The sequence below is a fragment of the Streptomyces sp. DvalAA-14 genome (assembly GCF_900091855.1).
In the GTDB taxonomy this organism is placed as follows: Bacteria; Actinomycetota; Actinomycetes; order Streptomycetales; family Streptomycetaceae; genus Actinacidiphila.
The window spans coordinates 102,216-123,890 of sequence record NZ_FMCH01000413.1; the positions used below are offsets into that span (position 1 = coordinate 102,216).

At 65.5% G+C, this 21,675-nt stretch carries 21 protein-coding genes and 1 pseudogene; 15 read left to right on the forward strand and 7 right to left on the reverse strand.

The genetic code is table 11. The features are described from left to right. Positions 1–24: 24 nt before the first annotated feature. On the reverse strand, positions 25–651 hold the full coding sequence (locus GA0115240_RS21970; RefSeq protein WP_093738809.1) for a hypothetical protein: 627 nt from the start codon (positions 649–651) through the stop codon (positions 25–27). 50 nt (positions 652–701) lie between these two features. Here GA0115240_RS21970 and GA0115240_RS21975 point away from each other — a divergent pair, with 50 nt between their 5' ends. Next, a complete protein-coding gene (locus GA0115240_RS21975) occupies positions 702–2,219 on the forward strand; it encodes an XRE family transcriptional regulator (RefSeq protein ID WP_256069925.1) in 1,518 nt (505 codons plus the stop codon). Positions 2,220–2,614: 395 nt separating this feature from the next. Here GA0115240_RS21975 and GA0115240_RS21980 read toward each other — a convergent pair whose 3' ends face one another. Both GA0115240_RS21980 and GA0115240_RS21985 read right to left on the reverse strand, forming a co-directional pair. Beyond that, on the reverse strand, positions 2,615–3,520 hold the full coding sequence (locus tag GA0115240_RS21980; RefSeq protein ID WP_093738811.1) for an SUMF1/EgtB/PvdO family nonheme iron enzyme: 906 nt from the start codon (positions 3,518–3,520) through the stop codon (positions 2,615–2,617). A 122-nt stretch (positions 3,521–3,642) separates the two neighbouring features. Further along, complete coding sequence (locus tag GA0115240_RS21985) at positions 3,643–4,416, reverse strand: aminotransferase class IV family protein (protein ID WP_093738813.1); 774 nt, start codon at positions 4,414–4,416, stop codon at positions 3,643–3,645. 205 nt (positions 4,417–4,621) lie between these two features. Between GA0115240_RS21985 and GA0115240_RS21990 the strand changes: the two genes are divergently transcribed. The 9 genes from GA0115240_RS21990 (at position 4,622) to GA0115240_RS22030 (ending at position 10,889) form a co-directional block, all read left to right on the forward strand. Beyond that, complete coding sequence (locus tag GA0115240_RS21990; protein ID WP_161302365.1) at positions 4,622–5,188, forward strand: ATP-binding protein; 567 nt, start codon at positions 4,622–4,624, stop codon at positions 5,186–5,188. After that, a complete protein-coding gene (locus GA0115240_RS21995) occupies positions 5,185–5,700 on the forward strand; it encodes a hypothetical protein (RefSeq protein ID WP_141708927.1) in 516 nt (171 codons plus the stop codon). Before GA0115240_RS21990 ends, GA0115240_RS21995 begins: the two co-directional genes overlap by 4 nt. Before the next feature lie 176 nt (positions 5,701–5,876). Next, a complete protein-coding gene (locus tag GA0115240_RS22000; protein WP_141708928.1) occupies positions 5,877–6,200 on the forward strand; it encodes a hypothetical protein in 324 nt (107 codons plus the stop codon). A gap of 94 nt (positions 6,201–6,294) precedes the next feature. Further along, entirely contained in the window at positions 6,295–7,317 is a 1,023-nt protein-coding gene (locus GA0115240_RS22005) for a radical SAM protein (RefSeq protein ID WP_093738821.1), read from the forward strand. Next, positions 7,314–7,949, forward strand: a complete 636-nt coding sequence (locus GA0115240_RS22010; RefSeq protein WP_256069926.1) for an AAA family ATPase — start codon at positions 7,314–7,316, stop codon at positions 7,947–7,949. The genes GA0115240_RS22005 and GA0115240_RS22010 overlap by 4 nt, the downstream gene beginning before the upstream one ends. Next, the gene (locus GA0115240_RS22015) at positions 7,942–8,448 is read left to right on the forward strand and encodes a hypothetical protein (protein WP_093738823.1); all 507 of its coding nucleotides are present in this window, start codon (positions 7,942–7,944) and stop codon (positions 8,446–8,448) included. Before GA0115240_RS22010 ends, GA0115240_RS22015 begins: the two co-directional genes overlap by 8 nt. After that, the gene (locus tag GA0115240_RS22020; RefSeq protein WP_093738825.1) at positions 8,445–9,236 is read left to right on the forward strand and encodes an STM4013/SEN3800 family hydrolase; all 792 of its coding nucleotides are present in this window, start codon (positions 8,445–8,447) and stop codon (positions 9,234–9,236) included. The genes GA0115240_RS22015 and GA0115240_RS22020 overlap by 4 nt, the downstream gene beginning before the upstream one ends. A 21-nt stretch (positions 9,237–9,257) precedes the next feature. After that, on the forward strand, positions 9,258–9,713 hold the full coding sequence (locus GA0115240_RS22025) for an NUDIX hydrolase (protein ID WP_093738827.1): 456 nt from the start codon (positions 9,258–9,260) through the stop codon (positions 9,711–9,713). 198 nt (positions 9,714–9,911) lie between these two features. After that, positions 9,912–10,889, forward strand: coding sequence for an aminoglycoside phosphotransferase (locus tag GA0115240_RS22030; protein ID WP_176725137.1), 978 nt, complete (start codon positions 9,912–9,914; stop codon positions 10,887–10,889). A gap of 318 nt (positions 10,890–11,207) precedes the next feature. Here the strand turns inward: GA0115240_RS22030 and GA0115240_RS22035 are convergent, their stop codons facing one another. Beyond that, positions 11,208–12,587, reverse strand: coding sequence for a DUF3631 domain-containing protein (locus tag GA0115240_RS22035; RefSeq protein ID WP_370673361.1), 1,380 nt, complete (start codon positions 12,585–12,587; stop codon positions 11,208–11,210). Positions 12,588–12,818: 231 nt separating this feature from the next. Next, a pseudogene (locus GA0115240_RS22040) lies at positions 12,819–13,048 on the reverse strand (hypothetical protein); the annotation flags it as partial. 93 nt (positions 13,049–13,141) lie between these two features. On the opposite strand from GA0115240_RS22040, the gene GA0115240_RS22045 reads away from it, so the two are divergent. Genes GA0115240_RS22045 through GA0115240_RS37115 form a run of 4 tightly spaced genes read left to right on the forward strand, consistent with a single transcriptional unit; the run spans position 13,142 to position 15,721 of the window. Further along, a complete protein-coding gene (locus GA0115240_RS22045) occupies positions 13,142–13,627 on the forward strand; it encodes a helix-turn-helix domain-containing protein (protein ID WP_176725138.1) in 486 nt (161 codons plus the stop codon). Between the two features lie 19 nt (positions 13,628–13,646). Continuing rightward, positions 13,647–15,200: a site-specific integrase gene (xerC, locus tag GA0115240_RS22050; protein ID WP_093738829.1), complete on the forward strand. Its 1,554-nt coding sequence runs from the start codon at positions 13,647–13,649 to the stop codon at positions 15,198–15,200. 57 nt (positions 15,201–15,257) lie between these two features. Then, on the forward strand, positions 15,258–15,557 hold the full coding sequence (locus GA0115240_RS22055; protein ID WP_093738830.1) for a helix-turn-helix domain-containing protein: 300 nt from the start codon (positions 15,258–15,260) through the stop codon (positions 15,555–15,557). After that, complete coding sequence (locus GA0115240_RS37115; RefSeq protein ID WP_161302367.1) at positions 15,554–15,721, forward strand: helix-turn-helix domain-containing protein; 168 nt, start codon at positions 15,554–15,556, stop codon at positions 15,719–15,721. The genes GA0115240_RS22055 and GA0115240_RS37115 overlap by 4 nt, the downstream gene beginning before the upstream one ends. 95 nt (positions 15,722–15,816) lie before the next feature. Here GA0115240_RS37115 and GA0115240_RS22060 read toward each other — a convergent pair whose 3' ends face one another. Next, positions 15,817–16,002, reverse strand: a complete 186-nt coding sequence (locus GA0115240_RS22060) for a hypothetical protein (protein ID WP_093738832.1) — start codon at positions 16,000–16,002, stop codon at positions 15,817–15,819. Positions 16,003–16,017: 15 nt separating this feature from the next. Between GA0115240_RS22060 and GA0115240_RS22065 the strand changes: the two genes are divergently transcribed. Next, positions 16,018–17,037, forward strand: a complete 1,020-nt coding sequence (locus GA0115240_RS22065) for a hypothetical protein (protein WP_093738834.1) — start codon at positions 16,018–16,020, stop codon at positions 17,035–17,037. 100 nt (positions 17,038–17,137) lie between these two features. On the opposite strand, the gene GA0115240_RS22070 is transcribed toward GA0115240_RS22065, so the two are convergent. Beyond that, positions 17,138–21,508 carry a hypothetical protein gene (locus tag GA0115240_RS22070; protein WP_256069927.1) on the reverse strand — a complete coding sequence of 1,457 codons (4,371 nt, stop codon included), beginning with the start codon at positions 21,506–21,508 and terminating at the stop codon, positions 17,138–17,140. Between the last annotated feature and the right edge of the window lie 167 nt (positions 21,509–21,675).

The window sequence follows — 21,675 nt, forward strand, 5'->3', positions numbered from 1 at the left end:
GGCCAGACAACGCAGCACGTGCGCTCACGCATCGCTCACGCATCCTGCCGCCGCGATCTCGACGTGCCGGGCTGCCCGAAGCAGATCGCGAGTCCGGAAGTAGCCTGCCCTGTCGTTCTCCCAGCCAGCAGGGATCTGTCGCGCCCGGAGACTACGGACGCAATCCGCCAGCAGGAGGTGCTGCTCGGACCCCAATGCCCCGCCTGATGCAAGACAGGCGACAACGCAGCGTTCCAGGTCCGCGGCAACTGCGTCACCGGTGGCCACCGGGATCCGTCGCCTCTCCAGCAGGAAGGACAGGGCGTGCAGCGCCCCCTCCCGAGGTGCTCCGGACCACCACATCTCCCGATACGGATTCCGCTCCGCCTGGCGTGGCTGGCGGGCCCCCTGATGCTTCGCGCGTCTCCGGACCTCGTCAAACACCCGCAGCTCTGTATGCCACGCGGCCCGACTGGCTTCCAGCACCTCGAGCGCGCGCAGCAAGGCATCCTCGTCCACGCTGTAGTGGCCCGCCTTGGCCTTGAGAAAGCTCAGCGTCGCGTGGAAGCCGATCGGACGGTACAACTGCACGCAGGATCGCAGCTGCGACACGCGAAGACCGTGGGGCAGCCCCGTGTCCCGGACCTTCCTCGCGATGAGGTTGAAGCTCACCTGGCGAGAGTAGTAGTCAGCGCGAACCCGCCACCCCAGAAGGCCGGCCGGTGCCCCCGCCGCGTGCAAGCGGCGGGGGCACCCGAAACCGCAGCCGCGCGCGCCGCACGATCACCAACCCCTGGTTCGCCGCCGGCGTGCTGATCGCCGTTCTCCTTGAGCTGCCGCCCGCCCGGTGGCTCCGCCTGCTGACGGCGACCGCCGTCACGGCTGTGGTCACCGCTCTCGTCGTACTGCCCGTGCTGCCTGCCTCGGACTCGGGCTGGACCTATCCGATCAGTGCGAACTCCGGCGAGGCGATCGGCTGGCCGCAGATGGTCAACACCCTGGCAGCCGTTTGGGCCGAACTGCGGGCCCCAGCGCGCCGACGCGGTGATCTTCACGGGGGCGGGCGGATTGAGTCGAACAAGCTGCAGCCGGGGCACGCCGCGGTACTGCGCATCGCGACCGTACTCGGCATATCACCCGAGCGGCTGAGCGGTCGGGCTGTGCCGAACGTGCCGGCGGTCGCTACGGTGACGATCAGTTCGCCGTCCGAAGAGGAGGATGCGGTGCGTCGTAGAGAACTGCTGACCGGGGCACTCGCAGCCAGTGCGGCGACCGTCGTGGGCACAGAGCAGGCGCGGGCCTCAACGCCGGAAGACCCGGCTGCTGTACTGGAGGAAACCCTTTTCCGCCTGCCGACCGCCGAGCCTCAGCCACTGACCCGCCTCGCCGAGCAGGCGGCAGCCGCCCGGCAAAGCTTCCGCGCCGCTCACTACACCGACCTCAGTCGCGCCCTGCCGGGGTTACTCGCCGCCGCGGAGGCGACGCGGGACGCCGCAGCCGGGCGGGCCAGGGAGCAGGCAAGCGCAATCTTGGCTCGGGGCTACGTCCTGGCTGCCGAACTCGGATCGAAGTTCCACTCCGACGCCGCATGGGTCGCCGCCGACCGGGCGCTTGCCGCCGCCCGGGCGAGCGGCATGCCAGTACCGATCGGGGAGGCGACTCGAGTCCTGGCGATCACGATGCGGCGCTCGGGCCGTTGCTCCTCCGCAGTCCAACTCCTCACAGAGGAGGCGGCCGAGTTGGACGCCGAGCAGGACCGCACCGGCGCAGTACGAACCACACTGCTCCTAACCGCCGCGTACTCGGCCGCCACCGGCGGGGACCGCACCACGGCCCTGAGGCTCCTGGACGAAGCCGACGTCTGCGCCGAGCGTCTGCCTGAAGTGCCAGGCCTCTTCACCGTCGACACCAGCCGGGCTCAGGTGGACATCTACCGCATCGGCGTCTTCAACGCGCTCGGCACTCCGGACGAGGGCGTCACGGTATCCGCCAGCCTGCAAATCCACCATATGCCGACAGCGGAACGCCGCGCTCGGGCCTGGACGGACACCGCCCGAATGTGGCACGCCGTCGGTGACGCACCGCAGACATTCGTGGCGCTGCGCCGCGTAGAGCATGAGGCGCCACAGGAGGTGCGCCGTCCGGCCCTACGGGCCTTGACGTCGGACCTGCTGTACGGACCAACGCGCGTCCAGGGGCTACGCGAGTTCGCCGTTCGTACGGGGGCGCTGGCTTCCTAACGCCGCAGCCGGCGCGGGCGTATCGGCCGGGTCTTCGCGTATCCGCTCAGGCAGAGCCCTCGCACGGCTGTGCCCCGGCCGCTCGAAAGCGACCGGGGCACCGGAACCCGCAGGCCAGTGACCCCGGAGAGGGATCGACCCCGTAGGCCGTGTGGGACTCGAACCCACAACCAATGGATTAAAAGTCCTGGCCAGGGCGTGCCGGGGGGTGGTGAGCGGTAGGCGGCCGTCCGGAACCCGCAGGTCAGAAGGCAGCGGGTTGCCACCGGGTCCGGCCGGAGACGCGGGATGCCAGCACGTCCGCTCACGCATCGCTCACGCAAACGGCCCACTCAACCTCGGGTCTGAACGGGCCGCCAACCGATCGGACGACGACGTGATCTCCAGGAGTACCGTCATTGACCAGTGTCAACGACCCGGCTGAGCTTGGGGAGTTCTGGCATTGAGGTCTCTGGTGTACAGCAGCGGAAGCCCGTGTCGTCGTCGAGCATTGTCGAGGCCGCGTCGTTGAACGACGAGGGTGTAGCGCGGGCGAAGGGGCTGGTGAAGGCGCCGGCCTTCAGTTCGTAGCGGCCTGGGGTGGAGCGGGTGCTGGTCCATTCCCAGGTGTTGCCGCACAGGTCGTAGACGCCGTAGGGGCTGACACCGCTGTGGTAGCGGCCGACCGGGCTGGTGGAGCCGATGCCGCTCTCGCGGGAGTTGCACTTGGCCGGGGTGGGCTGGTTGCCCCAGGGATAGACGTCTCCTCGGACTCCGCGAGCCGCCTTCTCCCACTGCTGGGCGGTGGGGAGTTCCTTGCCCGCCCAGGAGGCGTACGACGCTGCGTCGTGCCAGGTGACGAAAGTGACGGGGTGGTCGAAGAGAGCGTCAGGACATTTGCTCTTCGGCCAGTGCTCGGGGGGCTGGTGACCCGTGGCGGCGACGAAGCGGACGTAGTCGGAGTTCGTGACCGGGAAGATGTCGATGTAGAAGGCGGGAACCCAGGTGGGCTTGTTGTGCGGGCCGCCGAGAAAGACGCCGGCGTCAACGAGTGCCATCTGCTTGCCGTCGTGCGGGTGGCGGGCGTGCCGTTGGGCAGGAGGCTCGTACGGGGCTGCGCGGTCCGGACCGCGGAGAACCGTCTCAAAGGCGTCGGTCAGCCGGACGAACCGGTCGTGGACGTCGGGGCCGGATGCACGCAGGGAGGTGTCCAGGGCTGCTTGGTTGACCGCGCGGATGGTGATGTCCTCACCGCGGCTCTCCCAGGTGGACAGGGTGCGTTCGCTGATGCCGAGATGACCGGCAAACGCTTCCAGGCTCATACGTTTGGCGGTGCGTAATGCCTTGGCTTCCCTGCCTGTCCAGCGCTCTACGGTAGCCACGTGTCCCCTCCGGCCCTTGTCACATTCAACCCTGGCCACGAGTGGCGTGGCGGGCTTCCAGTTCAGATCGGCTCGCCCGCTACAGCCGTGTACTCCTTGCGCAGGACATCGAGGACTTGATGCTCCACGGCGAATGGGGTGCCGTCGATGCGCGCGATGGCACGGACCCCGATGGCGGCGTTGGTGGCGAAAGCGGCTTGCATCGCGTCCAGGTCGGCGAGCGTGACCCTGCCGACGCGGTGTTCATGGATGTCTTGGAGCAGAAGCATGGTGACCCCGGGCAACGCCTCGGCGTCGGGCCAGATCACCTGGTCACCGTCGAAGAAGCCGATGTTCCAGGTGCCGCCCTCACTGATGACGCCCTGGCCGTCCACGAAGAGGGCGTCGTCGTAACCCTTGAGCTGCGCCGCTCTGCGGTGGCGGAGCGAGCCGAAGAGGGCCACGCTCTTCACCTCGGGCAAGTCCCGCCGGTACACGGTGGATCGGACGGCCAACGGAGGCAGGGGCAGAGCCCCGGCCGGCCGCTGAGTGACGAGGACCTGCGGGTCATCGGCCCGGTCGGGGTGGCCGAGGTCGGTCGCCGGATCAAAGACGGTGACGCGGATCGTGGTCGACCCGGACGTCGGCGCGACCCGGCGGATGAGCCCCCGAATGTACTCCGGGTCGAGATCGACGCCGAAGAGCACACGGCTGTCCCGAACGAGCCTCTCCATATGCAGCGATAGACCCCGCACACGGCCTTCGTCCACGCGCAGGCTGGTGAAAGAGCCGTAGTTGGTGAGAGCCAGGGTCTGGAGTTCGTCCGGAGTCACGGGACGTCCGTTGAGTTCGGCCATGCGATCAGCATGGCACCGGTCGCCGCGACCGCCAGGTCCATAGGGGTCCGGTCAGTCCCGAACTGCGGTGAAACTTCAGGGTCACCGCAGCAGGACGACATTCCAAGCACCTCACGGAGCGCGTCATTCTGGTCACTCACCGTTGAAAGCACGTCCGATGATTCCGGAACGTAGCCGACGGATCTCAAGTACAGGAGATGTGACCATGGCCGTCGGACCTTACCCGTTGCACAGCAGATTGGATCTGACCTCGGGCCCATCTGCCGTGCGCTGGGCCCGTCTCCACGCGCGAGATGTCTTCCGAGAGTGGACGGTTCCCAGCGTCATCGCCGATGACGCGCTGCTCGTCGTCTCCGAACTGGTCACCAACGCCATCCGGCATGCCGGCACATCATCCACGACCGCGCCTTCGGAATGCCTTCCCCGCACGAGCAGTTGCACGCTCACCTTGCAGCGCATGCCCGACCACCTGCTCATTTTCGTTTACGACCAGGATCGACGACCTCCTGTCCTCCGGGAGCCGTCCGAGAACGCGGAAAGCGGTCGCGGCCTGCGTCTCATTGACGAACTGAGCGCGGAGTGGGGCTACGCATACCCGAATGGCGTTGTCGGCAAGGCGGTCTGGGCGATGTTCATCACCCGGGATGCCACGGATGAGTCGGCGCCAGAACCCACCGAAGGCGAACGGTCGTACTCACAGCCGACGCCTCAGCGGCCGGCACAGTCGGCTCGCATCAGGGCCTTCGCCCGGCGAGCGGTGGCGGGCGTATGAACACGATCATCCGGCATGTGCACGGCCCATCGGACAGTCACCGCATCACGTGGCAACGAGTGCACGAGGCCTGGCCGAACCGAATCCTCATCCATGGAAAGACCAGCATGACGATGCCTACTTCGCTGCCCGCCGTTCTCGCCGACCGTCAAGGCCGGATCTGCGGTGAGCGGGTGGGCTTGCCGGCCGAACTCGCCGCAGCGGCCTTGTCATACGAGGACAGCGCGGATACCGAATCCGGAGACGTGGAGCGCGAGTTACGGTGCTCCCTCGAAGCCCACACCACCGGCGATCACTTCGCTTTCGTGCGGGAGCTAGACGGCGCCGATACGGGCTCGCTGTGGACCAGTTGGGTACGCGGGCATCGACCTGCCGATGTGATGATTCTCGGGGATTGCAACGCCGCCGACGCGCGGACGGGCGAGGCGTGCTGTGAGTTCACCGAGCACCAGGGCATGCACACCTTCGACCTGATCGACCCATGGTCTGTCGATTCTGCGGGGCTGCGATGAAGCCTGGAACGGCAGTCTCCTGGGTGCGTCGCCGGGTGAGGGTGTCGCAGGACGTGGGCGATGTGTGCGAGGACTGCGGCGATGTTCTGGTGCTGTGTCTGCTGTGCGGCGTTGATTCCCGCTGTCTGACGTGCGCTCCGTACGAACAGCGTCCGGTGCGAGACGAGGAACACCGTGTGATTCGCACGGTCCGCGCGAGCCCCGAACTCGGTCTTCTCGTAGGGACGCTCGCCGCCCTGGTTCCCACCGCCCTGGTCTGGGCGACCTTGACCTTCGCCTCTCCCGGCCTGGCGCAGATGGCGGGCGCCGTGGCCGGAGCGGTCGCAGGGTGCGCTTTCCTGGCTGCCGGTGCGGCCATCGGCAGGCTGCCGCTGCCCGGCGAAGTCCCGGCGTGTAGGGCAGACGACTGGACCCCGTACGACCGCTGGTTGTGGACGGGTACTGGGGTGCTCGTCCTGCAGAGCGCATTGCTGTCCGCTGACATCGCCCTGCCGCACTGATCCGCCGTATACGCGCATCCCGCTCGACGTGAGCCCATCCAGATTGGGCCGCCGCACCAAGTCCCCCACGTCCGCTCTCGCCATGGAGGCAGGAATGCAACCCCAACCGCCTTTAGCAGCAGACAAAGTCGACTGGACCGCGCTGCACAACTTCGCCGCGTTGCGTGGCCAGCTCCGCGTCTCCTTCACCCCGCGCTGCAACATCGCCTGCTGGTTCTGCCACAACGAGGGCGATGTCCCGCCGCCCCTGACCCGACAGGACCGCTCCCAGCAGCCGCGCCCCGCACAGCTCAACGCCGACGCCTACCTCGCGCTCATGCAAGCTCTGATGGACGCCGGCCTGAAGCGGGTGTACTTCACCGGCGGCGAGCCGCTGACCTCGCCGATCGCCCGGCCGGTCCTGGAAGGTCTGCCCGAGCCCGGACCGGACGCCTCGTACACGCTGATCACGAACGGGACCCGGCTCCGTACACACCGCTTGTGGCTGGCCCGGACGCACCTGGACAAGGTGAAAGTCTCCCTGCACTACTTCTCCGACGAGTCCCTGCGGGCCATCGCCGGAACACGTATCGGGATCGGCACGGTCCTGGACGGCATCGAGACCGCCCGGGAGATCTTCGAACGGGTCGAGCTGAACACCCTCCTCCAGAGGGAGAACGCCCATGAGGTCCGGCAGATCCTGGACTACGCGCTGGAGCGGCGGCTGCCGGTGCAGTTCATCGAACTGGTCGGCACGGACTTCAACGAGAGCCGCGCCGCTTCCGCCGTGCCGGCCGACGCCATCATCGCGCACCTGCGGACCCTCACAGATGACGAGCGCATCGAGGTCACCGGCGTCGGCCAGGGCCGCCGGGTCTTCCGGGTCGACGGTGTGGAGATCGACGTCATTCACCGTGACCTCGGCCGTCACCACGTCGGGCAGTGCGGCACCTGCCCTGTGCGCGCGAAGTGCGTCGAGGGTTTCTGGGCGCTGCGGATCGACCACGGCGGCGGTGTGCAGCCCTGTCTGCTCCGCGACGACCTGCGGCTCGACGTGCGGGACCTGATCGCCGAGCCGGCCCGGCTCGCCCAGGCAGTCGCCGGCCGCGTGGCGGCCTTCACGGAGGGAACCCTGTGAGTCTGCCCGCCCCGTACCGTCCGGTCTCCTTCGACGGGCCACCGCATCCGTTCATCGTGCTCGAAGGCGTCTCCGGCATAGGGAAGTCCACGCTTGCCCAGGCCCTCACCAGGCGGCTGGGCGCCACCTCGCTGCACACCCTCCCCGCCCCCCACACCGACTGGGCCACCCTGGTGAACAGGAGGCTTCACGCGCTTCCGCAGTTCGCCTTCTACCTGTCCGGGCTGCTGCACGCCGCCGACTCGATACGCCTGGCCCGCATGGTCGGTCCCGTCGTCGCCGACCGCTACGCCTCCTCCGTGGTCGCCTGCCACGCCGCCGTCCACAAGATCGCCGTCGAGGAAGTCGCCCAGCTCCTCCAGCCCTTCCGGCCCTACCTGGAGACACCCACCCGCACCTTCTACCTGGGCTGTTCCGAGGCGGCTCTGCGAGAACGCCTCGCCGTCAAGAACGACGTCAAGCAGGACGACCTCGACCTCTTCGCCGTACCCGGTCGGCTGGCGCGCCTGCTGGCCGACTTCCGGGCAGTCCAGGCCGCCGACCCCACGGCCGTCGCCCTCGACACCACCGACAAGTCCCCGGACGACCTGGCCGACCGGATCACCGCCCACCTGGAGGCGCACGGTGCTTAACCCCATCGACACCGAAGCCGTTATCCGCGACGGCGGCGCCGTCGGCCGCTTCCCCGGCGAGATCCATGAGGGCGTGGCCTGGTGGCTCGGCGCCTGCTTCGTCGCCCTCACCTCCGCGACGCGCCTGGCCGTCGGCGGTGACGGCGGGCCGGTCACGGCCGAGTTCTTCCGCCGCCTGTGCAACGGCGCCGTCAACGCCCACCACCACGCCTGCCAGGTCACCGCCATCAACGGCATCAACGAAGGCGCCTTCCTCGCCCACACCCAGCGCCACCAGCCACTCGCCAGCGCCTACCTGGCAACCACCCCGGCTCCCGACGGGGCGGACATCATCCGCATCCGGCTCTACGGCACAGACGGCCTGCTCATCCAGGAGGACACCGGACTCGGCCTCATCCGCCGCATGATCACCGAGGACCGCGTACCGATCCCTGTCAGTGACAGCGCCCGAGGCGCCATCGCGCACCACTCCCCGACCGCAGCGGAGGCGGCGCAGTGATCGACGCAGCCGAGATCATCCGCAGCCGGACCAGCATCCTGTTCGTCACGCTCGACTCCCTGCGCTACGACACCGCCCGCACCGCCTACGACACCGGACTGACCCCGCACCTCGCCACGCTCCTCCCAGACGGAGGCTGGGAACGACGCCAGACCCCCGGCACCTTCACTCTCCCCGCTCACATGGCCTTCTTCTCCGGTTTCCTGCCCAAGCTCCCGCAGCCCGATCAACCGCCCCGGCTGTGGGAATGCCGACCGCCCGCGTTCAAGACCGTCCCGCCCCAGACCTTCGTCTTCGACGCACCCAACCTGCCGGCCGGACTCGCCCAGCACGGCTACCGCAGCATCTGTGTCGGCGGCGTCACCTACTTCTCCCGCGAGACCCCACTCGGCTCGGTCCTGCCCGACCTCTTCGACGAGGACCACTGGAGCCCCGAGTTCTGCTCCCCCGAACCCGACTCCACCCGCCACCAGGTCGACCGCGCAGTGGAGATCGCCGATCAGTACGACGGAAAGCCGCTGTACTTGTTCGTCAACGTCTCGGCCACCCACGTCCCCCACGGCCACTACCTCGGTGACAGCCACGACAGCCGCGCCTCCCAACAGGCCGCCCTCGCCTACGCCGACACCCACCTCGCCCGCCTGATCACCACCCTCACCACCCAACACCGCTGGCTGATCATCCTGTGCGCCGACCACGGCGACGCCTACGGCGAAGACGGCTACCACGGCCGAGGAATCGCCCACCCCGTCGTCATGAACGTGCCGTACGCCGCGATGATCCGCTGACGCCCGCTAACCTCGCGGGGTATGACCGACGCCCCACTCGACCGCGGTCCCACCCGCGACGCATCCGTCGTCGTGGCCCGAGACGCCGACGGCCTCGTAGCCCTCCTCAGCGCCTGCTTCCCCGACCACGGAGGCGACTACCTCTTTCTCCCCGGCGGCCGCAAAGAACCCGGCGAAACCGACGAGGAGTGCGCACGCCGCGAGCTGCGCGAAGAAGCGGGCATCACCGCGACAACGTGGCGATCGCTCGGCTCGTACGCCCTCACACTCGCCTCAACCGCCCGCGTCCACCTCTACGAAGCCCGCGACCTCACCTGCGGACCCCAGGAACTCACCCCCACCGAACAGGACTTCAAACTCGCCTGGTGGCCGATGGGCGAAGCCCTTGAGGCCGTGACCCTGGGCCGCTTCCTCCTGCCCGCTGGTCCGTTGGCCCTCCTCCTCTCCGGCCAAACCACGCTCGCCCTGCCTCGATAGCACGACGACGGGGCGAGGCCAGTTGACTCGCGATCATCGACATCAAGATCATCACCGACCTGGCCGAGGCCGCTGAGTGCTCCTACTCGGCGGGCGACGACCAGCCGTACTGATTCCAGCGGGCGCACTCAGTGCCGCCCCGGTCGTACTCTGGCCGGGGCGGCCCCCCATTCCCCAGCAGCCAAGGAACCGCGCGTCGTGTCCATGTCCCGTATCCCCTTCGAGCAGCTTCCCGCCGAGGTCCGCCAGGCCGTCGCCGACAAGACCGGCACTGTGCACCAGGCGATGACCGCGCCCGGCGGCATGAACTCCGGCATCGCCTCCGTGCTCGACACGGACAGCGGTCCGGTCTTCGTGAAGGGCATCCCGGCCGACCATCCCCAGGTGGGTGCGCAGCGCCGTGAGGCGGCGGTAGCCGCGCACCTGCCCTCATCCTGCCCGCGCCTGTACTGGCATCTGGAACTCGGCGGCTGGAGCCTCCTCGGCTACGAGGTGATCGACGGCCGCCACGCCGACTACACCCCCGGCTCCCCGGACCTGCCGCTCGTGGAAGCAGCGCTCGCCGAGCTGCAAGGGATCACGGCACCGGCCGACGTCGACATCAAGCGGGCCGTGGACCGTTGGGCGGAGTACGCGCCACCTGGCACGTTGCAACACTTCGACGGTGAGGCGCTGCTGCACACGGACTTCGCCCCGGACAACGTCCTGATCGCCGAAGGTCGGGCACGGCTCATCGACTGGGCATGGCCGACGCGCGGCGCCGCCTGGATCGACCCGGGCGCGCTGGCGTTGCGTCTCGTGGACGCCGGACACCCGGTCAAGTCCGCGATCGAATACGCCGGCCGCTTCCCGTCTTGGCGCGGTGCAGCGCCCGAAGCACTCGCGGCGTTCGGCACGGCGACGGCGTCCCTGTGGCGGGAGATCAACAGGACCACACCCCGTGTAAGAGGGCGATGGCGGAGCGGGCGACGACGCTGGCACGCGCCCTCAGCGCGAACCCGTAGCCGAGGACGGCCGCGGCGAAAGCCCGGTACCGGAGTGGGGAGCATCGGCATCGCACGCCGAACGGCTGCTCTACGGCCGCGCCGCGCCTCCTTCCCCGAGACCCAGGCGCCCTCGCTCGGGTACTCGTGTCCTCGTCCCCCGGCGAGGACACGTGCGCAAGACGGGCGGTAGGACCGTCCGATGCGACAACTTGCTGCGTCGTGGGTAAGGACTCATTACCCCAAACTTGCTGCGCCGTGGGTAAGGACTCATTACCCCACAACTTGCTGCGCCGTAGATCGCCTAGCGCTGCCGTGCCCGGCGCTTCTCGTAATCCGATCCGCGCCCCTGGTCCCTTCTCGCCGGAGACGGTATGCGACCTGTCCCACCCGTTGCGTCCCTGGTCAGCGGAGGTACGGGTGGAATCTTGATGCGGGTCGACCCGTTGCGGGGAAACAACCCGTCCCCGTGCTGACCTGCACGGGGACGGGTGGGGCGGGTGGATGCGGGTCAGCCCTCGCCACCCGAGGCCGCCTCCAGCCGGGGGCAGTAGCGAGCCCAGGCGTCGGCGAACTGGTGGCGGGCGAAGCCTCGGCGCTGGCTGCGGTCGGGGAAGCGGCGGTTGGCGGCGCCGATTCCAAAGTCCTTCAGCAGCAGTTGCAGGCCCCGAGCGGTCAGACCGTGAGACCCGTGCTCGCGCCAAGGAGCTTCGCTGTTGGCGTGCAGCGCTGCAAGCAGCTGCTCGGTCGACAGCAGCGCCGGGTCGCCGCACGCGGCGAACACCGCGCGAATGTCGGCCAGGATGCGGATCGCCAACGCCGCTTCCTGATCGTTGCCTTCTTCGTGAGCCGTCAGCAGGCGGCACGCCTGCCGGGCGCGCTGCGGCCACCCGCTTCCGGCGAGGTCGGCAACTGCCACCAGCGGCTCCCAGGTGTCCGCCGCCCGGTCCTCCACGGGCATCACCGGCTCCATCGCCGCCGCCGTGTCGGTCAGCGGCACCAGCCATCCCGCCAACCGGTCCCGCAGATCGTGGAGTTGCGGGGTGTCACGGCGGGAGCGGAAAGGCAGTACCTTCTCCCCTGGCGCGCGCCTGCGCATCCGGACCACGACCGCACGGTCCATGATCGTGTCCGGCAGGTCGCCGATCCCGGCCAGCGCCGCCATGGCGAAGGTGCGGAACTTGGTGGGCTTGTGCTCCGGTCCGACGACCCGGGTGGTGGGGCGGTTGCGCTGGTGGCCGGAGTTGAGGAGCCCGCGCATCTCCTCGTTCTTCTCGGCGACCTTCACGCTGCCGAAGATGGTGTCGGCCTCGTCCACCAGCAGGGTCGGGGGCTGCTCGGTGATCGACCGGAAGATGGCCGCCGGGGTCGAGTTCACCGTGCTGAACGGGTCGTGGACGGTGTCGTGCAGCACGTCCAGCAGCCGGGATTTCCCGCATCGCTTCGCCGGGCCGACCACCGCCAGACGCGGTGCGTGCTGCCACGCGGGCTGGAGGTGGGTGGCCGCTATCCACAAGGTGACCGCGTCGAGAGCCTCAGCGCTCGGCATGACCACGTACCGGGCAACCGCTGACCGCAGCTCGGTCAGCAGGTCAGCGCCCTCCGACAGCGCACTCCGCTGCGGTGGATCCACCGGACCCGTCGGCTGACCGACCGCGGTGACCGGCTCCCGGTCAGTAACCGCGGTCAGGCGACCGGCTGTTCCGGTCAGCCGGTCAGTGACCGGAAGAGGCCCGGTCACCACAGCCGACCGGGCGGCGGACGGCTTCGGCTCGGCGGTCAGTTCCACGAGCGGCTGCCGCGTCGTGCGGTCCGGCTGACCGGGTACGGTGACCGGCGGCCAGGACGCCGCAGGGGATGCGTCCCGGACAGCGTCTGTCATAGGCTGCATGTGTAGCTCCTCGACCGGTGGATGCAGGCTGGCCGGCCTACCCCACCTCGATTGATCGTTCCTGGCGTACAGGGGAGTTGCGCGCCTCCGGCGTTGGCGCGTCGGGGGCTCGTTCGTTCTCGGCGGTTGGCGCCGCGCGAGCGACCACGGACAGTACGACGAACGCCTGCCGCAGTCCACGGGATCTTGGGCGGCCCCCAACGTGCGCGCGTACCGGGACCACGCACATAACGCCGCGAGCCCGAGCAGGGCCTGCAACTCGGCCGTCACCACCCGGTACGAATTGCCCAACCGCAGAACGCGGCACGGGTACTGGCCGCGCTTGGCAACTCGTAGCCCTTGCTTCGCCCCAGCCCCAGTGCCCGGTTCGCCGTCTCCAGGTCCACCGCCGCCGGCAGCGACAGCACTTCGTCCCGGGTCATCCCCTTGAACACCGGCCGGGTCGTACCGCTCTCACCCATACCTGCCCCTCACACATACAGCTCTCGGCGAACGCGGTCTCGCATCCGGCTCCAAGCCCAGGTCAGGAGGGTGCACCAAGCTACTGTGTCGCCATGACACAACGTGGTGCTGATGCTGGGCGGAATGAGGACAACGCCCCCGAGTGGGCCGACCAGGTCATGGCGACGGTGGCGGCCGAGGTCCGCCGGCGCCGCAGGGAACTGGGCATGAGCGGTGAAGACCTGGCCCGCGCCTGCACCGACCTCGGATACGCCATCCCCCGCGCCGTCATCGCCAACATGGAGTCCGGCCGACGTTCCCAACTGCCCCTGGTCGAGGTCATGGTGCTCGCCAAGGCCCTGCACGTGGCGCCGATCTGCCTGATCTACCCCGTGGGCCTCGTGGACCGCGTGCAGGCGCTCCCCGATGAGGAACCGACCGACACCTTCGCGGCACTCCAGTGGTTCACCGGCGAGTCGTACGACTACGACGGCCCCAGCCCCCAACTGCGCGAGCGCAGAGCCGCACCGCAACGGACCTGGTCAATGGATGCCGAGGGCAAGATCGTCTGGAAGGACGCCCCGGCAGACGGTTTCTGAACCTGCTGGGAGAAGCACCATGAAGGGCTCGACTCACCGCCGCTGCTACTGCCGTGACGCCGAAACCGGCCGACCGCTGGGTAGTAGCTGCCCGAAGCTCGCGAACCGCAAGCACGGGTCCTACTCCGTACGCCAGGAACTCCCGCCACGTGAGGACGGCACGCGCCGCTCCTTCAGCCGGGCCGGCTACGACAGCCTCAAGGCCGCCCAGGCCGACCTCGACCACGTCCGCACCCTCCTCGGCCTCGCCGACACCGATGACCCGGGAAGCGTCGAACGTGTCGCGGCCCTGCTGGAGCGCCTGGTGGAGGAGAAGGCCCCGCTGCCCAACGCCGAGGAGATCCGCCGACGCCTCCGGTCCGGGCTCGACCTACGCGGCGGCACGACGGTCGGCGAGTGGCTGGACCTCTGGTTCGCGTCCAAGAAGCGTCGCAAGACGACGCTCAACGGCTACGCCTCGCACATCACCGTCCACCTCAAGCCCCGTATCGGGAACGTACGGCTCGACCGCCTGAACGTCGGCCACCTCGTGGAGATGTTCGACGGTATCGCCGATGCCAACGAGGTCATCGCGGCCGAGAATGAAGCCCGTCGGGCACAGATCGCCCGCTGCAAGCCGAGTACGCCGGGGCGCCCGGTTGCCGCCGAACGGGCGCGGCTGGCGCAGCAGCGGGCCAAGCTCGCCGAGATGTCGCCCTTCCGCAAGGTGACCGGTCCGTCCACCCAGCAAGCGATACGCCGCACCCTGCGCGCCGCGCTCAACTCCGCCATCGCGCAGCAGCTCATCACCTTCAACCCGGCCTCTCACGTCGAACTCGCCTCTGGGCGACGGCCGAAGCCGCTGTTGTGGACGGACGAACGCGTCCGGCGGTGGCGGCAGACCGGCGAGATACCCGGCCCGGTCATGGTCTGGACACCGCAGCAGTTCGGCGTCTTCCTCGACGCCGCTCAAGACGACCGGCTGTACGCCCTCTTCCACCTCGTCGGCTTCCGCGGCTTGCGTCGCGGGGAAGCAGTCGGCCAGGACTGGAGCAACGTCGACCTCAAGGCCGGCCTGATCACCCCGGCCAAGGAGATCGTGGTCGACGGATGGGATCCGTACGAGGCCGAGCCGAAGACGGACGGCAGCGCCAACACCATTGCTCTCGACAGCCTGACGATCGCCGCCCTCCGCGCCCGCCGGAAGCGCCAGAAGAAGGACCACAAGAAGTGGGGCGCCGCCTGGAACGACACCGACAAGGTCTTCACCCACGAGGATGGCTCCTGGCTCCACCCGGAGATGGTCTCGGAGACCTTCCGCCGCATCTACGCGACGACCGACCTCCCCCCGATCACCTTCCGCGACCTCCGCCACGTCGCCGCGACCCTCACCCACGCGGGCGGCGGCGATATCCACACAGTGAAGGAGGTCCTCCGCCACTCCACGATCGCGCTGACATCGGACACCTACACGAGCCTCCTGCCGGAACTGGACCGGGAGGTCGCGGAGAGGGCCGCGCAACTGGTCCCGCGTGCGCAACCGGGAGGTGCCAAACCGACGACTGCCGCCACACGTCGGTCCCGACAATCATGAACGTTCGGTTTCGCCTACGTCGTTCGTCTAATGACCGTTCGAAGCAGGGCACCAAGCATGTCGGTGCGCCTTCGCGACTCGCTTTCGAACCCGAGCAAGCCCTTGGTGCGGTTGTTCAAAGCTTTGGAAGATGCCAGCGGGGCGGTGTTGTCGCAGGTAGAGCCGGTGCCGGTCGATCCAGCAGCTGCGACGGAAGTCCGTGAGTGCCGGATGTTGTCGGCCGACGAGGTGGCGGAGATTGCCGAGGAGTACCGGCGCGGGGCTGGGGTGAACGAACTGGCTCGGCGGTACGGCGCGCATCGGCAGACGGTGGATCGGCACTTGGAACGTGCAAAGGTGTTGCGAAGCGGCCAATGACCAAGATGACGCCGACGAGGGTGGAACAGGCCAAAGAGCTCTACGAACGAGGGCTGAGCACATACGAGATCGCGGAAAAGCTGGGTGTCAGTGGCAGCAAGGTGTGGAAAGCTTTGAAACGGGCCGGAGCGCGGATGAGGGATACGCAGGAGCGGGAAAAATGACGGGGTAACCACCCCGCTGCCTGGCCGTTCATGCCAAGAAGTGCCCGCCCTGGGGAGTCGAGCACTTCAGGGGCGGCGGCGTTCATCGCACCAGGTCAGCGGTGTCGTTTTTCGGCTTCCACCAGAGCCGTGACGAGGGTTTCGAAGGCCGCCACGTTCTTCGGAGACTTGATGCCGAACCGCTGTGCGGTAAGCTGCACGGTCAGAGGGCAGTTCAGTTGCGCGACCTTGTTCTCCAGTATCCCGGCCGCCGTAATGCCTTGGAGCTTGCGACCCTCCATGACTACAGTTGATCCATGATGGACGATCAGCTTGCGCCGCTCGCAAGACCCAGGTCCCTTGACCCCTACAGCTCAAGTGCACCGCATCTGGCCGCCATCGTGGACACCAACGTTCTGCTATCGAGCGTCGACAACGACTGCCGAAACGCGGCGCAGGGGCGGCGCTCTCGTTTACTCCTCATGAGCGACTGCGGCGACATCGTGCTTTACGCGGCAGATCACGTCCTGGATGAGATGTACGAGCACTTGCCGACGATCGCGAAGTCGAGTCCGGTTCCACTGGCTACGCTCCGGGCCTACTTTGAAGCTGAGTATCTTCCTGTGCTGCGGTTCGTCACGGTGTCGGAGACCGACGCGCCTGACTCGCAAGTGCTCGCTATTACCGACCCAGACGATGTGCCAACAGGCAGGTTGGCCAAGCTCATCACGCCTTGCGTCGTGTTCTCGGATGACATCCACTTGAAGCGCCCGGGGTTCGCCCCGAGGCGGTGGCTCGACATGGCCAAGGCAGCCGTCGATTTCACCGACGGCCACCAGGGCCAGGTCACTCTGATGAACGCTGCTGCTCTTCCGCTCCGAGGAGTCGCCGGCCTGCTCTCCTTCGCTGGACGGAAGGTCAACGTATCCCCATGGATTCTCGGTGGCCTGGTCCTTGGCGCTGGCGCGCTGCTGCTTCAGAAGCCAGAACGGCGCAAGGCCGCTGCCGAGGTCGCGAACAAGATCTTCGAGGGAGTCAGCTACGAGTTCGCAGGGGCCATGACGAAGGAACGGCAAGGAGTCGAGCAACTGCGCAAAGTCGTCCTCGCTGCCCCGTCGCAGCCGACACTTCGTCAGAGAATCGCAATCGTCTTGGCGCGACAGAGTGAGCCGCTACTCGCCGCCGAGGTACACAACCTGATCCAGGAACGGTTCCCGGAGGCCCCGAACGCCAGCATCAGGGACGTGCGGTGCGCGCTGGAAGCAGGAACGGAGTTCGTACGGGTCCAGCGCTACCGGTGGCAGCTCGGACGTGAGGTTGAGCCGCGGTCTCTGTAAACCGGTCAACACCGGCCCGCCACCGGATATGGATACGGCGCACTCTTTGAAGGTACGGGCACTTCCTCAGCCGGGAGGAGTATGTGCTTGTATCTGATCTCTAGCGCTCAGATCTTTCTACCAGGTCCGCCACGCCAAAGGCGTCGATAAGTAGAAGTTGATCCAACAAATCAAGAACCTGCCCACGGCTTGTGCTCGATGTAGCTTGCGCATAGGCCCGAACCAGCAGCTCACCAACATGCCGTGCGTCTGCTGCTGCGCGGGCCCGAATGTCTCCAGATTCCCCTCCATGGATCTCAACGAATCGGCGCGCGCACTCCAACGCCAAGTCGTCGACACGATCAGGGGCATAATCAAGAGTGATTAGCAGTTGTGGCAGAGCCTCCTCGAAAGATGCGGACTCCATTAGCCGCTTGAGAGGATCCCGAAAAGGACGGAGACGCTCACCTCGCACAACTGAAGCAAACTCGGCAATTGCCTTGCGTACCTCGTCCTCTGGGTCATCAATGAATTGGCCGAAGGCTCGCCGAATGATGACAGTATCGGTTGCTTTAGACAGTCCGTGAGCACAAGCCCCGGCAGCTCCAATGCGACTTGCTACGTCTGCGCCCGAGAGCACTGGATCCAACAGCTCCGACAAGCTCCATTGCATCGCAGCCAGGGCAGCCAATTGCCCGCCACACTGTCGCGTCTCGTAGACGTCCGATTGAAGCATACGTGCAATCACTGGTCTCACTACGTCAGGGTCCTCAAACCCAATGTGAGCCATAAGCCGGACTAGGCCATGGGTGGCAAGAAGTTCATCGCCTATGTTGATCAACTGAGCGAAAGCCTGCAATGCTTCAGGACGAGCGTGTCGCATGGAGGCGTGAATCACATGCGCAACGCAAGAACGCACCGTGATGGCAGGATCCCCTGCCATTGTGTCGAGAGCGGGAAGGACGAGTGCCGTTCGAGAGCCATCCGCATCATAGATGAGAAGGTCGCCCAAAATCTCTGCCGCACTTCCCCGTGAAGAGTTAATCCCGGACACGTACAGATCTTGCCCCTGCATGTGATCTTGATTAGCAGTTTGGACAGTCAAGCTGCCATCAGCTGGATCACTAGCGCTAGTCGCACGGGCGACGATTAGTTGAACAATATCGAGGGGAACTACTTTGAGGTAATTCCTGATGGCAGATCCCAGCCACAGATTGTTTGCCTCGTGTCCGAGGGAAGCAATGTGCCGGACGGCGTCAAAACCCGACGCAGGGTCGGCAAGGGCTTCGGCATTTCCTAGTCCCATAAGGATTGCATCACAGTAAGCAGGGTGGACACTTTCATCAAATCGAAGAGCCAGCCGAGAGAACCTCTCAGGGTCGCTCTTCGTTTGTTCCTGTAGGACGTGCGACTGCTCGTAAGCACCGCCGGTGTGAGTCTGCCAGTTGGTTCTTTCTGAATTGTGTCTTGCGATGGCACCCAACCACTGCTCATCGTTCATGTGCTCAGCGGCAGCCTGATTAATTGGAGCGCCGATAACGCCGCTCATTATTCCTTGCGGCTCTGCCGGCTGGTCGGAATCAAACTTCCTGCGCAGTTCGCCGAGTCGACGGCGCCCTTGCTCAGACAGCCGATCTTCCTGCATCGCTGAAAGCAGGTTGAACGGATACCAGCCCGTCGGCTTAGACTCCCACGGAAAACGAACTTCGAGAATCGCAGCTTCAAGTCTGGAAAATGTCTCATCAAACATGAACTGACTCGTGCTCTGGATCAGTTCCCGCGTTTTCCATACAGCGTTTTCCGCATAGTAGCCACTAATGAATCGGCGGGTTCCCTGAAGTAGAAGCTCGGCTGCCCACTCCGCGTGATGGCTGCCCGCCACGCGCAATGCTTCGTAGAGGAGCCACTGTGCAGTGTCGTGAGGGTCAGATGCGAGGCTTTCGAGAACAGGGCGAGCCGACTCGGCGTCCTTTTCAGCCAATCCACGAAGCGCCGTAGCAGCTCCAGCGAGAAGTGCGTCTTCAAGCTCATGAACGTTAGTCCGTGGGTGCCTATGAGAGAAGTGTCGATCTCTAGGAGAACGGTCCTCGCCGCCTTCATAGGCCGTCGCAGCCATCACTTGCAGCATGTACGGGACTAGGTGTTCACAGAAAAGATCGGGCGCTCCGACTGCCGCGAGCTGCACCAGTTGAATTACGGAGTAATCCCGGTCAAGGAGTGCCTCGACCTTTCCATTGTCGTCCACAGCCATTGCGTCAGGTCGATCGACAAGGTGAGTGGCCAACAACTCCACTGCCCACTCTGGCTCATACTTGCCGAGGTCGTGAGCTGATAGCCACAGCTCATCCGTCCTTGCTGCATAGTGACCGCTCCTCACTGCATCGAGAAGCAGTTCAAATAGCGGGCGAGTACGGTAGAGGTCAGAGAATCGCGTCACCCAAAGAAGACGCTGCGGATGCTCGGGCGCAGCTTTATGTGCCTCAAGGATCGCTGCTAGACGATCGGGGTTGGTCTTCGCGGCGCCAACCATAATGTCGATGGCTCGCCCTTGGTCTGCTTCGTCAGGCCCAGCCAGCCACTCTTCGATTACGCCTTCAGCATCAAGGCGCTCAAACCATTCTGCGGTTTGGAGAGAGCGCCACAAGTGCTCGCTAAAAACCGGATCCGCTTCCTGAATACTTTCCACCATCTGCCATTCACGGGCCGATGACTTCGACAAGGAACCAATAATTTTGAGAGCTACATCCTTGATGTGAAACCGAATGCCAGAACTGGTGAGTAGGGCCTCCGTCTCGATCGTGAAGCGCTCTGGCTCAAGCTCTCGCAGATGGTTTATGATCTGCCGAACTTGCGCCCGTCGAAAAAGTTCTTGTTCTCCCCCCAGCAAGAACGTTACGAGTGTCTCTCCGCGCTCGATCCAACCGCGGGCAAAGGCGTAGTCGAAGAAAGCCTCATGGAAGAAGGCAATTTGCTGACCATCACGAACCAGAACATGCTCCGAAACAAGGACTCCCGCATCATCGCCCAGATCATCGGCGTCAAGAGCAGTAATCGGGACGGAGAGCCGCTGTCTCGCACTGATCGCCTCGGCAAGGGTCGAGACAACCTTGTTGAAGCGAACTGTGTCACGCCTCTGGCGGCAGTCGGTAAGCTTGCGCTGCCAAAAGGAATCGAAGAGATTTTTCGTGGTTTGAAACGCCATTGCGGCTTCGTCGCCGGCGATACTCTTCAACAGTACAAGATTCAGCGGAGAGCGCAGGAGTTTCTTTTGATGGTCAGTTAGAGCGTTCGCATCCAGCCCTATTGCACGAACCGACTCTACGACTTGCTCGTCTGAGAGATCCCCAACCTCTACATGCGCACAATTCTGAGAATCGACGAGTTCGCGGATCCGGTAGTCATTCTCGACATCAAATTTCCGGCAAGCGAGAATGATCGTCATTGCGGGAAATGCTGACGCTTCGCGCACCAAGCTCGCAACGGCGTCAAAGTTCCTCGGCATTCTTCCTGAAGCCAGACTCACCGCGTCCAGCTGGTCCACGATCAGGACACTGGGCCGCTCCCCAGCAACCGCAGCGAGCGCGGTAACAGGCGAAACACCGAGGCCAATCCTTTCCCCGAGCTCGGTCGTAGAAGAGAAGGGTTCAAGGCGGTCAAGCCGGAAAGCTAGAAGCGGCACCGAATCCGCATCAAGAGATTCGTAGACCTGATGAAGCGTGGCACTCTTTCCGCCGCCGCCATGGCCCATCAGTAGGAGAAGCTTGTCCGACCCGTTGACCAGCTCTACTAGTCGGTCCGTCTCAGAGCGTTCAATAGTCGGCCGGAGGAGTTCCCGCTCAATACTCGAACCCCACCCCTTAGAAACCGAGCTAACCTGAGCGGCAACGCCACTCGTGTTAAGAAGATGGGCCCGACTCAACCCATAGGTTCCCAGGCGAGACTCAATTGCTGCGGCATCAAGTGTGACACCGAGGTTATTTTGAACCAAGTCACCCAAGCCAACTGCCGCTAGACTTCCGGCCGCACCCTCCAAGAGCAGCTCCCCCAGCGCTCCGTTCATATTTACGATGTCTTGCTCATCTGGCCAAGAGATCCAGAAGCCTTGCAAGATTTCCCAGGATTTCTCCGCCGACCCAAAGATGTCGGAAGAGGAAAGATCATCGAAAGGATCCCTGAGTCCCTGTGTTAGCCAATTGTTAATGAAATCCTCGTGGCTCCCTGAACGCCTTGCGCGATCAGCAAGCTCTTGGAGGGAGCTGGCGGGCAACATGGAAACAAAATAAAAATGACGTCCATCTTCTACGTGCGAGCGAACGTTCTCCCAAATCCCTTTGCTTTGAAGCGACTTGACCGTCCAGGTGTTTGCACTGCCGTTCTGTCGTTTTAGTTGGTGCACCTCTACGGTATTGCCGCAGAGATAAGTGAACTCGACTCCCTGGCTCAGATCACCAACGCCCTCAACCGTTAGCGAGTTGCCTGTACCAAGAAGCACGTAAAGAACGTGTCGAATCGTCCAGGCGCCTTCGTAGCGGTTACCGAATTTGTCGGCCTCGCCTCCTGGCCGAGGACTCATGAGACCGTCCCCCTTCACTGCATGACAGCATCACGATTGGCACCCTTTGAGCCAAGCGCCTCAACGATAGCGCCGGGCACAACCAG

Coding starts and splice junctions, on each gene's coding strand:
- GA0115240_RS22005 (WP_093738821.1), top strand. CDS start 6,295: ATGCAACCCCAACCGCCTTTAGCAGCAGACAAAGTCGACTGGACCGCG.
- GA0115240_RS22060 (WP_093738832.1), bottom strand. CDS start 16,002: ATGGAGGGTCGCAAGCTCCAAGGCATTACGGCGGCCGGGATACTGGAG.
- GA0115240_RS22045 (WP_176725138.1), top strand. CDS start 13,142: ATGACACAACGTGGTGCTGATGCTGGGCGGAATGAGGACAACGCCCCC.
- GA0115240_RS21985 (WP_093738813.1), bottom strand. CDS start 4,416: ATGGCCGAACTCAACGGACGTCCCGTGACTCCGGACGAACTCCAGACC.
- GA0115240_RS22055 (WP_093738830.1), top strand. CDS start 15,258: ATGTCGGTGCGCCTTCGCGACTCGCTTTCGAACCCGAGCAAGCCCTTG.
- GA0115240_RS21990 (WP_161302365.1), top strand. CDS start 4,622: ATGGCCGTCGGACCTTACCCGTTGCACAGCAGATTGGATCTGACCTCG.
- GA0115240_RS21980 (WP_093738811.1), bottom strand. CDS start 3,520: ATGAGCCTGGAAGCGTTTGCCGGTCATCTCGGCATCAGCGAACGCACC.
- GA0115240_RS37115 (WP_161302367.1), top strand. CDS start 15,554: ATGACCAAGATGACGCCGACGAGGGTGGAACAGGCCAAAGAGCTCTAC.
- GA0115240_RS22035 (WP_370673361.1), bottom strand. CDS start 12,587: ATGCAGCCTATGACAGACGCTGTCCGGGACGCATCCCCTGCGGCGTCC.
- GA0115240_RS22025 (WP_093738827.1), top strand. CDS start 9,258: ATGACCGACGCCCCACTCGACCGCGGTCCCACCCGCGACGCATCCGTC.
- GA0115240_RS21995 (WP_141708927.1), top strand. CDS start 5,185: ATGAACACGATCATCCGGCATGTGCACGGCCCATCGGACAGTCACCGC.
- GA0115240_RS22065 (WP_093738834.1), top strand. CDS start 16,018: ATGATGGACGATCAGCTTGCGCCGCTCGCAAGACCCAGGTCCCTTGAC.
- xerC (WP_093738829.1), top strand. CDS start 13,647: ATGAAGGGCTCGACTCACCGCCGCTGCTACTGCCGTGACGCCGAAACC.